Below are 13,991 nucleotides of genomic sequence, written 5' to 3'. Positions count from 1 at the left end.
GCTAGCAGAGTTATCGTCACTTCCTTATCCCGAGTTCAGGTTAAGTAGAAAAAGAGCAGCCCTTGGGCTGCTCAAATAGGTGTTACATAGCGTTTTTATTATTAGTGTCTAAATAGTAAACCTTAGCTAAATTGCTCTTCTTCGGTAGAACCGGTTAACGCGGTTACTGAAGATTGACCACCTTGAATCACGTTGGTTACTTGGTCAAAGTAGCCCGTACCCACTTCTTGTTGGTGAGCAACGAAGGTGTAGCCACGGTCGGCAGCTTGGAACTCTTTCTCTTGAACCATGTTCACGTAGTGCTTCATGCCCTCGCCTTGCGCATAGTTGTGGGCAAGATCAAACATGTTGTACCACATGTTATGAATACCGGCTAAGGTGATGAACTGGTACTTATAACCCATGTCGCTAAGCTCTTGCTGGAACTTAGCAATGGTTTCATCATCTAGATTCTTACGCCAGTTAAATGATGGTGAACAGTTGTACGCTAACAGCTGACCTGGGTGCTTAGCATGAATAGCTTCGGCAAATTTGCGAGCCTCTTCCAAGCAAGGTGTTGCAGTTTCACACCAGATTAAATCGGCGTACTCTGCATAAGCTAGGCCTCGGCTAATCGCTTGGTCGATACCAGCACGTACTTTGTAGAAGCCTTCAGCTGTGCGTTCGCCTTCTACGAACTCGGCATCGTAAGGGTCTACGTCTGAGGTTAGCAAGTCCGCGGCGTTAGCATCTGTACGAGCAATCACCAAAGTAGGAACACCGGCAACGTCAGCCGCAAAGCGTGCTGCAACCAGTTTTTGCACCGCCTCTTGGGTTGGAACCAGTACCTTACCACCCATGTGACCACATTTTTTAACTGAAGCAAGTTGATCTTCAAAGTGAACACCAGCAGCACCCGCTTTGATCATATTCTTCATTAGCTCAAAGGCGTTTAACACCCCGCCAAAACCCGCTTCTGCGTCGGCAACAATTGGTAAGAAGTAATCTAAGCCACCATTGGCAGGAGATAGACCATTGGCCCATTGAATTTGGTCGGCACGTTGGAAAGAGTTGTTAATGCGCTCAACCACTTTAGGCACAGAATCTACAGGGTATAGCGATTGATCAGGGTACATACTAGAGGCAGAGTTATTATCGGCGGCAACCTGCCAACCCGACAAGTAGATAGCTTCGATGCCCGCTTTAGCCTGTTGAACGGCTTGGCCACCGGTTAAGGCACCTAAACAATTCACATAGCCTTTTTTAGCTTGGCCATTTACTAAGGCCCATAGCTTCTCGGCGCCACGTCGAGCAATGGTATTTTCAGGGATAATAGAACCACGCAGTTTCACTACTTCTTCAGCAGTGTAAGGACGCTTAACGCCTTTCCAGCGAGGGTTCTCTGCCCAGTCTTTTTCTAATGCTTGAATTTGCTGTTCTCTTGTTAATGTCATGTTCAATCCCTCTTAGACTCTATTCCTCGATACAAATAGCTTGTATCACTCATTCACGTAGTTTTTTGGTACCGCTATTTGTGCGGTTACTCTTTAATTAATCCCAAGCAACACAGGCTTGGAAAATACAACTCGATACTTTTAACTTTTGCTTTTTTTGTCTAAAAGTACCGAGCTAAGTTTGGAGCGCCGTATCAGCATTATTGTTGCTTTTGACTGTGGCTTTTGCTCCGTATCTAGCCTTGTTATTAAGCTCGTTGGCCACTGCTTATTAACCTGGTCGGCTTTATTTAGCTAAGTGTTCCCTGTTTGTAAATTGCCACTGTATCTAACGTAAAATGCGACCCAAACATGTAGCTTTTACGTAGTTGTAATTACAGTTACAAAAATAAAACAGCCTCAATGATAAACACCAAACCTTGTCTTAAATCGGAAAAATATTTAAACAACCGTTTAAAAACCTCCCCAAGACCCTGTTTTTTATAACACCCACAAAAACAAAAGCAAAGCATTATTTAAAGTATTAACTCTATTTTATCAACAAATAGTCAACCTTCCGTTTACTACCTTTGTCGCAAAAAGAAATTAAATTACGTAATATAAAAACAGATTAACCAGAGAGTCACCTAATATCACGAAATACCTTTACGCTTACGTAAAGGTAAATCATTTAGCTAGACCCCATAGAAGGACACTTAGATGAAAGTTACATTATATTAAATAAGCACTTACAGGCTGTTTTAAACAACAGTTTAAAATCGTGTTAGCGTGTTTTTTCTCGCCAACCAAGCGACTAAAGAAACATAAGCAGGAAAAGTTGTTATTAAACAGAAATAGATTTTTGAAGAGATCAGACCAGAGAAATGAAAAAAATTTAGCTATTTTTCTCTAAAAACTAAAAAAGCTGGCCTATCGCCAGCTTTTATCCCTCGAAAGTTTCGCGCTTAAAGCAGCTTTTCTACTTCATCGCCAGCTAAATGGCGAATATCTTTACCTCTTACGAAGTAGATAATGTACTCAGCAATGTTTTGACAACGGTCGCCTACTCGCTCGATAGCACGTGCAGCATTTAAGGCATCTAGCACTTGAGGAATAGAGCGAGGGTCTTCCATCATATAGGTCATCAACTCACGAATTAGGCGCTCATACTCTTTATCCACTTTTTTGTCTTCTTGGTGCACACGCCAGGCCGTTTCAACATCCATACGTGCAAAACCATCTAACACGTCATGCAGCATCTTAGCGGTATGTTGACCTAGGTGCTCCAAACTACTTAGAGAGGCCTTAAGCGGTTTATCCATGTTACGCTCAACCATACGGGCAATGCTTTCTGCAGCGTCACCAATACGCTCTAAGTCAGCAATGGTTTTAATGATCGCCATTACAATACGTAAGTCACTCGCAGCGGGCTGGCGCTTAGCAATAATGCGCGTGCACTCTTCATCAATAGCAACTTCAAAAGAGTTTACTTTGCTGTCGGTGCTAATTACCTTGCTCACTAATTCTGCGTCAGGTCGGCTTAACAGGCTAAGGGCGTCGATCAGTTGTTGTTCAACTAAACCACCCATTGCCATAATTTGATTGCGCACATGATCCAGTTCAGCATTAAACTGACCAGATATGTGTTTGTTCATGTTTAACTTATCCATATCTTTTCCTCAGCTACGGCTCTATTAACCGTAACGGCCTGTAATGTAATCTTCGGTTTGCTTCTTCGCTGGTGTTGTAAACAAGGTATTGGTGTCAGCATATTCCACCATGTCACCCATATACATAAAGGCTGTTTGGTCTGATACTCGCGCAGCTTGTTGCATGTTGTGAGTTACAATCACCACGGTGTAACGACTCTTAAGGTCGTTAATCAACTCTTCAATCGTCAAGGTAGAAATTGGGTCAAGTGCTGATGTAGGTTCATCCAATAATAGCACTTCAGGCTCAATCGCAATGGCGCGGGCAATTACCAAACGCTGTTGCTGACCACCAGATAAGCCAAAGGCATTCTCGTGTAAGCGGTCTTTTACTTCTTCCCACAAGGCTGCACCGCGTAGTGAGCGTTCTACTGCTTCATCTAATACGCGACGGTCTTTAATCCCTTGCAGGCGTAAACCATAGACCACATTTTCGTAAATAGACTTTGGGAATGGGTTTGGACGCTGAAACACCATACCCACGTTACGACGTAGCGCGGCTACGTCTACGCTTTTATCGTAAATGTTTTGTCCGTGTAGCAAGATCTCTCCGCTAATTTTACAAATATCAACCAAATCATTCATACGGTTAATACAGCGCAGTAAGGTTGATTTACCGCAGCCCGACGGGCCAATAAAGGCGGTAACTTGCCCTTTAGGGATCTTCATCGACACATCGAACAAAGCTTGTTTGCTGCCGTAGTAAAGATCCAGGTTCTTTACTTCCAATGCAGTTTGCTCTGCAGTTAAGTTAGCCAAATCTAATTTAGTATCTCGACTATTTTCTGTATTCAAAGAAATCATTTTTTTTCCTACAAATTGCCGTTAGCTTATTGGTCTAACGTTTTAAACTTTTCGCGTAAACGGTTACGGATTTGGATGGCTGCTAAGTTTAAGCCAATAATAACCGTTACCAATAAAAATGCCGTGGCGTACACCAAAGGTCGAGCCGCTTCTACGTTCGGGCTTTGGAAACCAACATCATAAATGTGGAAGCCTAAGTGCATGAACTTGCGCTCTAGGTGAATGAACGGGAAGTTGCCATCAAGCGGTAATGTTGGTGCTAGTTTCACTACACCTACTAGCATCAATGGTGCTACTTCACCGGCTGCACGTGCTACCGCCAAAATAAGGCCAGTCATAATCGCCGGGCTCGCCATAGGAATAACAATACGCCACAGCGTTTCTGCTTTGGTAGCACCTAAAGCTAGTGAGCCTTGACGCACCGCACTAGGAATACGCGACAAACCTTCTTCGGTAGATACAATCACCACTGGCAAGGTAAGAATAGCCAAGGTTAGGGCTGCCCAAATTACACCCGGTGAGCCAAAAGTTGGCGTAGGTAGTGACTCTTGATAGAACAAGGAGTCAATACTGCCACCTAGCATATAAACAAAGAAACCTAAGCCAAATACACCGTAAACAATGGATGGAACACCTGCCAGGTTAATTACCGCAATGCGGATCAAACGGGTAAAGCTGTTATTGCCGGCATATTCGTGCAAGTAAATGGCAGCTACAACCCCGAGAGGCGTAACAATAACGGCCATCAACATCACCATGAATACCGTACCAAAGATAGCTGGAAATACCCCGCCCTCGGTATTAGCTTCACGTGGCTCAGACACAATAAATTTAACCGCTTGATGCCCCCAATGTGCTAGTTTTTGGAACCAGTTCATCTCATTTGGGAAGAACACATCCAATACATTATCCATTGGAATTGTCACCAACTCACCGCGCATATCACGGATAATTAATTGGTCACGGCGCGCTTCATCACGGTAAGCAAATAACTGCTTCTCAAGTACCAAGTAGTCTTGATGCAATTGCTCGGCATCAGCTTCAATACTGGCTAAGCGTTCAGGCGTTAGTTCATCAGCCAGCTCATACTTGCGCTGCTTTAAACGTAAACGCTCTAGGCTGTAGTTAATGCCACCAATATCATGACGCTGCAGCGAGTCGGCTTGATCAATAATGCCATTAGAGCGTTCTAATAACGCAAACAGCTTTTGGTGATCAGCATCATCAGCAGCATTAATGGTGGTGTCACCTTTAACAATACCTTCAACGTAGCCGTAAAAGTTACCGTTGGTGCGACGCTCAACCACCGCAATGCCTTCAGGCTGCTTCTTCGATAAGATTTCATTCTCAGTTAACCAACGAAAATCTAAGTTTACGTATTCACGGTTACCAGTCTTAATCAAAAAGCGCTCTACAAAGTCGCCGTCTAAGCCTTCCAAATTTGCACCAGAGGCTTTTAAGCGCTCAATAGGCACAAGCTCGGTGTCATACAACTCGCCAATCACAGTTTGCGTTTCACCAAACTGTTTGACTTCCATTTCAAGTACCGGACTTGGCCAGAAATAGACCAGACCGCGTGCGGCGATTAATAGCAGCAAGCCAATCACTGCTACTAAGCTTATGCTTACCGCACCCGCCGTCATCCATATCCACGGGTTACCTGATTTAAACCACTTATTCATCGGTTAGTTCCCATATCCCTATTTACAGCGAGCTGTATTTGTCGCGCAGACGTTGGCGCACAAATTCAGCAATGGTGTTAAATGCAAAGGTAAATACAAACAATACAAAGGCTGCTAGGAACAGCACTCGGTAGTGTGAGCTTCCCACTTCAGACTCTGGCATCTCTACCGCAATGTTTGCCGACAAGGTACGCATGCCTTGGAAGATACTCCAATCCATTACTGGGGTATTACCGGTGGCCATAAGTACAATCATGGTTTCACCCACTGCACGGCCAAGGCCCATCATTACCGCCGAGAAAATACCGGGGCTAGCAGTTAAAATCACCACTTTAGTGAGGGTTTGCCAAGGCGTAGCACCCAATGCTAAAGAGCCATTACTCAAATGCTTTGGCACCGAGAAAATCGCATCTTCTGCAATAGAGAAAATCGTAGGAATAACCGCAAAGCCCATGGCTAAACCCACCACCATAGAGTTACGTTGGTCGAAGTTAATGCCTAGCTCGTTAGTTAAGTATAAACGTGCATCGCCGTCGAACATCCATTGCTCAAGCGCTGGACTAATTTGGATACAGCCCCAGCCAATAAACAACACTACTGGAATAAGTACAATTGCATCCCAACCTTCTGGCAGCAACTGGCGTACTTTCTTGGGCATTTTTGACCAAGCAAACGCAGTGAGCAAAAAGCCTACCGGTAGCAACAACATAATGGCAATTACGCCAGGCAAGTTGTCTTCAATTAATGGCGCTAACCATAAACCCGCCAAAAAGCCCAAAATTACCGTGGGTAAAGCTTCCATAATTTCTACGGTTGGCTTAACCACTTTGCGCAGTGGCGCTGACATAAAGTAAGCAGTGTAGATAGCTCCAGCTAAAGCGATAGGCGCAGCAAACAACATTGCGTAAAAAGCAGCTTTAATGGTACCAAAAGAAATTGGCACTAAGCTGAGCTTAGGCTCAAAGTCATCACTGGCTGAGGTTGATTGCCATACATATTGCGGCTCAGGGTAACCTTCGTACCAAATTTTGCTCCACAAGGCGCGCCACGTTACTTCTGGGTGCTCATTATCTACGTGATAAAACTCAAGACCATTTTCGGTCTCAGTGAGTAGACCACTGGCTCGCGGAGAGAAAGCTAAACTAAAGGCTTTAGCATCGGTCATCTCACGGACTAAACGGCCACCGCCGGTTGTGTGGAATATGGTTATAGAACCATCATCTCCGCTTACAGCAAAGCCTTTACGGAAGTACTCAACACCAATTTCGTTTACTTTAGCGCCTGCATCAAACTCACGAATTTTGGTAAGCTTACGCACCCCATCTTTTGCCACATCAAACCACTGGCTTACTTTGCCATTGTCGTTTGCAACAATTAATGAACTTGCACCGGTTAGTAAGGCAATATCGGTAACATTGCTGTCGGTGCTATTAATAAAGTCCACTGAATTTAAGCGCACATTGTCAATATTTTGGATATTGTAGTTAGCCAACTGATTGCCGTTACGAATGTATAAACGGCGTAAGTCTGGCGTTACCAAAATTTGATCGATGTTACTTGGCAAACTAGGAATGTTAGCCGTCTCGGGCAGCCATTCCAAAGACTCGCTAAACATGTCTTCTTCAGCTTCGTAGCGTACCAACAAGCCTCGGCCATCGGCGGTAACTGCTGCCACCACTGCCGACTCTTCTTGACGTTCAAAAGCCAACTGCTCAATGGCTTGGCCTTGTGGGTCAATCACTAGCGCTTGCTCACCCATCGGGTAAGCTATGCCAGGCGTAATTAAACGCTTGTCGTTAGGGTAACTAATACCAAATTTAGGTGAAACTATATAAGCCAAGCCATCACTGGTACCGTAAGCCACCAAACCTTGGTTTGGCACTGTGCGGTCTGACGCAGTAATGTCTGCTTCAACTTGATAGTCTTGAAACTCGCGCTGGCTATCGATTAGGTTAAAAAAGCGTAACTGCCCGTCTTCATTAAAGCGGTAGGCAATTTCGTTTTGCTCTTCAACACCAATAGCCACTGTGGCACTGCTATCTTGTAACGGAATCGTTTTAGATTTTTCTAAACTCGCGCCGTAGAAGATAGGTGCAACTACATATAATAAATAGAAGAAAATTAAGATCAGTGCTAAAAGAACAACAATCCCGCCAGCACTTACACTGTAGCGGGTTAGTCGGTCCTTAATTAGCCGCTGAGCACTACTATTAAATGACACTGACTGCGTCATATATCCCTCACAATTTAATAGGTCTGGCGAAAGTATATGGCAGTTTTATGACAGTATTGTTACAGGGTGAAATACTAAAAAAAAAGTCACAATTGGGTGGGATAAAAAACCTTCACCAACTATGATTAACAAGTGTATGTTACATTTGTATGTACCTAATATTACAAAGAAATTATATTGCATGCTTGGCTGGATTTTTATCCAAGCGCAGCTTTTAGTAGCTTCCTAATTACTTAAAAGCTATGCATACTTTAAACCCTCGGAAATATCGCCAATAGTTTGCTGTCATAAAACTATTGTGCGCTAGGCTATGGAGTAACAAGATGAAACAACTCGTAGTAAGTGTAATTGGCAAAGACCGACCTGGTATCGTTGATCAATTATCCTCATTAGTGGTTCAACACCAAGGTAACTGGCTGGCCAGCAGCCTAACCGAACTCGCTGGTCAATTTGCCGGAATATTGCACTTAGAAGTTGATGAACAGCACCTCAACGCACTTAGCCATGATCTACTTAACCAAGAAAACCTGTTGGTAAATATTGCAGAGGGCGATAGCAGTAACAGTGAAGAACAACAGCAAGTAGCAATAACCGTTACCGCGAATGACCGCGTGGGCATCGTGCAAGAGGTGACTCAGGCGCTAAATACACTGGGTGTAAGCTTAAGCGAGATTAATACTCATGTTGCTAGCGCTCCCAACTGGGGAGGCCTAATATTTACCGCTAACCTAACAGTGCCATGCGCCAACGATGAACAACTGGGAGCAATTCAAGAGTCTTTAGAGTCACTAGCCGACGATCTCATGGTAGATATCGAACAAGACTAGTTTCCTACTTTAAGAAATCAGTACCAAAGGTGAACAATGAGCGACAGTCTATATATAGAAAAAGAGTTAAGTTGGCTTTCGTTTAACCAACGGGTCTTGCAAGAAGCCCAAGACCATTCAGTACCAATTATCGAACGCGTTCGATTCTTAGGTATTTTTTCCAACAACCAAGATGAGTTTTATAAGGTAAGGGTTGCCGCCTTAAAGCGCCGTATCATCCTTAACGAACTTAAATCTAAAGATGATGGCTCAATCCAACTGCTCAATGACGTGCAGGCCAAGCTGGCCGAATTACAGCAAGATTTTGACGATACCTATCGCGAAATCATTCTCACTCTTGCCCGTCGAAACATCTTCTTAATTAATGAAGACCAGCTTAGCGATAACCATCAAAACTGGGTAAGAAAATACTTTAAAGACAAAGTATTGCGTCATATTACGCCGATCGTATTAACCAAACGGACCGACTTAGTTCGCTTTTTAAAAGACGAATACACCTACCTTGCTGTAGAAGTGAAAAAAGCAGATAAAGAAAGCCACTTATTAATTGAAATCCCAACCGACAGCCTACCGCGCTTTGTTGTACTGCCGCCCGATGGCTCAAAAACCCGTAAAACCTTGATAATATTGGATAACATCATCCGTTTTTGTTTAGATGATTTGTTACGTGGTTTCTACGAATACGACTCAGTGGCAGCCTACTCAATTAAAATGACCCGAGACGCTGAGTACGACCTTACCGACGAAGTAGACCAAAGCCTGTTAGAAAAAATGTCTGAGGGTATTAAGCAGCGTTTAACCGCCGAACCAGTGCGCTTTGTTTACGATAGAGAAATGCCCAACAGCATGGTCAAGCGTTTAAGTAAAATGCTGCACATTTCTAAACTTGACCACAGCGTAAGTGGTAGCCGCTACCATAACTTTAAAGACTTCATTGGTTTTCCAAATGTTGGCAGAAAGTACTTAGAAAACCCTAAGCTGCCTGCTCTAAACTGCCGTGACTTCGACAGCTTTGATACGGTATTTAATGCCATTAGCGCGCAAGATATTTTGCTCTACTACCCATATCATAAATTCCGTTACATTTCGGAGTTTGTGCGCCAAGCGTCTTTTGATCCCAAAGTCACCAGCATCAAAATCAATATCTACCGCGTGGCGAAAAAGTCTCACTTAATGAACTCGCTAATTGACGCCGCTAACAACGGCAAGCGAGTTACCGTGGTTATTGAACTACGCGCTCGTTTTGATGAGGGAGCCAACATTGGCTGGGCACAAATGCTTACCGACGCTGGTGTAAAAGTTGTCTTTGGTGTTCCTTCGCTAAAAGTACATTCAAAGTTATTATTGGTAACCCGCAAAGAAGACGACCAACGGGTGTATTACAGCCATATTGGTACCGGAAACTTCCACGAAAAAACGGCCAAAATTTACACCGACTTTGCTCTGTTCACCAAAAACCAAGAAATTGGCCAAGAGGTGGAAAACGTATTTCGCTTTATTCAACAGCCCTATCGTCGTTTTAAATTCCAGCACCTTATTGTATCGCCCAACGATACACGCCGACGCTTGTTTAGCTTAATAGATTACGAAATCAATCAAGCTAACGCCGGTAACCCTGCGGCAATCACAATTAAAGTGAACAACTTAGTCGACAAAGGCGTGGTCACTCGCTTGTATGCGGCCAGTAAAGCTGGGGTTAAAATCCGTATGATTATTCGGGGTATGTGTTCATTAGTGCCAGGGCTTGAAGGCAACAATGACAATATAAAAATCATCAGTATTGTTGACCGCTTCCTTGAACATCCTCGAGTGTTCCACTTCCATCATAGCGGCGAAGATCAGGTTTATATTGCCTCTTTTGACTGGATGACCCGTAACATTGAAGAGCGTGTTGAAGTTGGCGTGCCCATCTACAATGAGGAGCTAAAACAACGGGTGATTGACCTGTTAGACCTACAGTTTGCTGACACCACCAAAGCGCGCATAATCGATGCCAAACAACAAAACAAATACGTTCAGCGTGGTAACCGTCGTAAGATCCGCTCCCAAGTTTGGACTCACGATTACCTAAAAGCGATTGAATCTAAGCCGCGACGCAAGGTTCAAGAAGAAGACAGTAACTAAGAGTATTGTTACCGAAAAGGCCGCTAACTAGCGGCCTTTTTTATTGCGCAAAGCCGCTAGTTTTATTAACAAGCCGAAATTGAAACTTAGTGCGGTGGTTCTAGTTCGTTGCTTAACTGGGCTAAATACGCCCTCATAAATTGACTACGTTTTTCAGCCTCGCGCTTAGCCGCTGTGGTGTGCACCGTATCTGCAATGTTCAGTAATTTAGCAAAGAAATGGTCGATGGTGTATTGACTATCATCAGGCACTCTTGATTCACACATTGGGTCATCACGATGATAAAGTGGGCGTTGTAAGCCAGTTCCTACTTGAATACAGCGACTAATACCAATGGCGCCTAGCGCGTCTATACGGTCTGCATCTTGGACTATCTTTGCTTCAAGACTGATTGGCTTAATATCTGCGCTGTAACTATGGGCTTCTATTGCATGATGAATTTCACTTAAATACTCAGCTGGATAAGCAATTGACTTAAGAAAATCAATTGCCTTATCTGCCGCTAAACTAGAGGCCAGCCTGCGCTGAGGGTGATTTTTAGGCAATGATACACAATCGTGTAACCAAGCGGCTGGGACCACTACTTCAAGCTTGCCCTCTTCTTGTTTACACAGATAGGTAGCCAACTTAACCACTCTTTCAATGTGGTTGATATTGTGGGCAGCATCGCCGGTTTTCAGCCCCTGCAAAAACTGCTGGCACTGAAACTCTAAATTCTTAATCATAAAACCTGGCTGATAAAAACAGATAATTTAGGCACGCTAACTAATAAGACTTGACCAGTCAAAAGCGAAACAAGCATATAACATGATGAAAGTGGCTAAGTCACAAATATAATGAAACAGCAAAGCCAAGGTGGTTAAAAAAAACCCCAAAACCAAACAAGTACAGAGTCTTAAGTGCATTGGTATATTAATAATTACTACCATATCAATTTAGTACGAATCTCCTCTTAAGCCTCACTGAGCAGTATAAAAACGGGGCAATAGGTAAACCAAAGTTCACAATTAGAACATTCCCAATAGTATTATCATTAGGTAAACAACACTAAAATCAACCATGTTTTTTCACTGTCAAGTTCACTTTTTACCAAGCTATTGAATTTCTTGGTTTAATTTGACCAATTCTTGAGTTTTCACTATTCGATTTGACCTAAAAATTATATCAATCCAATACTAAGGCGTAACAAAAAATACACATTAGAATCACGTTGATAAACGTGCTCTTAACGAGTGGTATAGTCACGCTACAGGAAATCATGTGTGACTAGTTCGTTGGTAACTTTAACGGAATAGGGACACCTAAATGAAAACTCCATTGTTAGCGCTAACATTAACGCTAAGCTCTTTACTTTTAACCGCTCCAAGCACGGTAAGTGCGGCAAGCATAGGCAAAACCATCTGCGACCCAGCGGCAGACTCCGGCAACGGTTATGGCTCTGGTTACTACCGAGGTAACTTCTACTCTTGGTTTGAATTGAGTCAAAACGATATTAAAACCTGTAAAGTGAAGCTTGGTTTATATAACGAAGCCGGCCGCCACTATCGCGCTGAATGGGATATGGCAAAATCTTGGGGTGAAGATGCCATTGGTGGACTTGGTTGGGATAAAGGGGCGAGATATCGCAAAATTGGTTACAACGTTGGCGAGCTCACTAGTAACTCCAATATTCAAAAAGCCTTAGTAGCACTATATGGCTGGTCATGTAGCGGCAGTACCTCACAGGAATACTATGTTGTAGATACCTGGAAAGGACCAGGCAAATTTGTACCTTGGGACGAAACCGCTGGCGCGCCAGCAAAAAGCAAAGGTACCGTTAAAGCCAACAACGCCACCTACGACGTATACTTAGTTGATCGGGATGGCGCACAATTTTGCGGTAGCGGAAACAGTCGTAAATTCAAACAGTTTTGGAGCGTACGCCGCTCTCCTACTGCTAAGGGTAACAACCATAACTTGGATTTTGGACCTCACGTAAATCGTTGGGACAACTCAGATTTAGGTTTTAAAGCTGATGGAATATCGAACGGTTACCAAATTCTCGCTATTGAAATATTTGGTGACGCTAACATCAATCACAAAGGCGCTGTAGATATCTCTCTTTGGCCACGATAACGCTTAACCTAAAATGAAATAAAGCCAAGTGTTGAATAACACTTGGCTTCAAAAGGAATAGTAGGAAGCAACGATGAAAACTTATGGATGGGTACTCTCTTTAGCTGGCACCTTTATCGCAGGCTACCTCGTTGCTGTTATCTACCATCCAAAACCGAGCACTAGGGCTTTCTATCATGAAAACTCACAAACAGATTTAGCAACACTGGAAAACCCTGTAAATAGCAGTGCTAAAAATACAGATTTATTATTTAGAAATAATCACTTAGAAGATAATTTCGCCAATCAGCCTGTTAGCAAACCAGCACAGGTTCTCGTTAAACACACTCCAGATAACATAGAGCTAAGCAACAAAGCACATAATGAAGCTATACCAAATAAAGCAGCGCAGTTCGATGCACTAAAGCACGCTATACAAAATAATCCTACAAGCTTAGCGAACTCAATTGAGCAACTAGCAGCGCTTAACGTAGACCACCCTGATTTTGATTTACTACTCTCTGCTATTCAAAGCAGCGCCAACCCAAGCAGTAAACAAGCCTTGCTGGGCTTAGCAGAGCAGTACGCCATGCTCAGTGATGTCCAGTCTCAGCAGAAGTTTCTTTCGCTGCTAAGCAGCGCTTCGGACATTCAGTCCCCGCTGCTGGTACAAGGCTTAGTAGACCTAGCAACACTAGAACAAACCGGTACCAATACACGAGTAGAAGCCTTAAGTTTGTTAAAGCCTTATAAAATCTCAGATCCAGAGCGACAAGTAATTACCAGTGAATTGGAACAGCAAGTATTAACAGCCGATGCTGATGAAGCAGAAATGTTACTGTCTCAATTAATGCGCTTTAGCCATAATCAACAGCGCTCTGCCATTGCCAGTGATATGCTTTACAACAGTTCACAACCAGTCCAACTAGCAGTACTAAACAACATTAATAGCGGCAGCATTCCTGCAGCGGATGACTTGAAAACCAAGCTATTAGATATGGCCAGCGATCAACAAGATTCCTTGTGGTTTGAAGCACAACAAACCCTACTCACCTCTTTTGATTTAAGCCAACAAGAATACGCACGCCTTAGCGCTAACTAACTTA

At 43.4% G+C, this 13,991-nt stretch carries 10 protein-coding genes; 4 read left to right on the top strand and 6 right to left on the bottom strand.

Features of this window, described 5'->3' with window-relative positions:
* Nucleotides 1-122: 122 nt before the first annotated feature.
* The 5 genes from aceA to K5L93_RS17315 all read right to left on the bottom strand — a co-directional run bounded on the left by aceA (nt 123) and on the right by K5L93_RS17315 (nt 7,840).
* Nucleotides 123-1,433, bottom strand: coding sequence for an isocitrate lyase (aceA, locus tag K5L93_RS17335; RefSeq protein WP_220720946.1), 1,311 nt, complete (start codon nt 1,431-1,433; stop codon nt 123-125).
* Nucleotides 1,434-2,377: 944 nt separating this feature from the next.
* Entirely contained in the window at nt 2,378-3,082 is a 705-nt protein-coding gene (gene phoU / locus K5L93_RS17330) for a phosphate signaling complex protein PhoU (protein WP_220720945.1), read from the bottom strand.
* 24 nt (nt 3,083-3,106) lie between these two features.
* Entirely contained in the window at nt 3,107-3,925 is an 819-nt protein-coding gene (gene pstB, locus K5L93_RS17325) for a phosphate ABC transporter ATP-binding protein PstB (protein ID WP_220720944.1), read from the bottom strand.
* 26 nt (nt 3,926-3,951) lie between these two features.
* A complete protein-coding gene (gene pstA, locus K5L93_RS17320) occupies nt 3,952-5,607 on the bottom strand; it encodes a phosphate ABC transporter permease PstA (protein WP_220720943.1) in 1,656 nt (551 codons plus the stop codon).
* Nucleotides 5,608-5,629: 22 nt separating this feature from the next.
* Entirely contained in the window at nt 5,630-7,840 is a 2,211-nt protein-coding gene (locus K5L93_RS17315) for an ABC transporter permease subunit (RefSeq protein ID WP_220720942.1), read from the bottom strand.
* Nucleotides 7,841-8,163: 323 nt separating this feature from the next.
* Between K5L93_RS17315 and K5L93_RS17310 the strand changes: the two genes are divergently transcribed.
* Nucleotides 8,164-8,667, top strand: a complete 504-nt coding sequence (locus K5L93_RS17310; protein ID WP_220720941.1) for a glycine cleavage system transcriptional repressor — start codon at nt 8,164-8,166, stop codon at nt 8,665-8,667.
* A 36-nt stretch (nt 8,668-8,703) separates the two neighbouring features.
* A complete protein-coding gene (gene ppk1, locus K5L93_RS17305) occupies nt 8,704-10,791 on the top strand; it encodes a polyphosphate kinase 1 (RefSeq protein ID WP_220720940.1) in 2,088 nt (695 codons plus the stop codon).
* An 86-nt stretch (nt 10,792-10,877) separates the two neighbouring features.
* Here the strand turns inward: ppk1 and K5L93_RS17300 are convergent, their stop codons facing one another.
* Nucleotides 10,878-11,516: an HD domain-containing protein gene (locus tag K5L93_RS17300; RefSeq protein WP_220720939.1), complete on the bottom strand. Its 639-nt coding sequence runs from the start codon at nt 11,514-11,516 to the stop codon at nt 10,878-10,880.
* A 580-nt stretch (nt 11,517-12,096) separates the two neighbouring features.
* Here K5L93_RS17300 and K5L93_RS17295 point away from each other — a divergent pair.
* Nucleotides 12,097-12,906: a glycoside hydrolase family 11 protein gene (locus K5L93_RS17295; RefSeq protein WP_220720938.1), complete on the top strand. Its 810-nt coding sequence runs from the start codon at nt 12,097-12,099 to the stop codon at nt 12,904-12,906.
* Between the two features lie 73 nt (nt 12,907-12,979).
* Entirely contained in the window at nt 12,980-13,987 is a 1,008-nt protein-coding gene (locus tag K5L93_RS17290) for a hypothetical protein (protein WP_220720937.1), read from the top strand.
* Nucleotides 13,988-13,991 lie beyond the last annotated feature (4 nt).

Source organism: Agarivorans litoreus, from assembly GCF_019649015.1.
Taxonomy (GTDB): Bacteria; Pseudomonadota; Gammaproteobacteria; order Enterobacterales; family Celerinatantimonadaceae; genus Agarivorans; species Agarivorans litoreus.
Note: the sequence above shows the minus strand (reverse complement) of the source record. Positions and strands in the feature narration are given on the sequence as shown.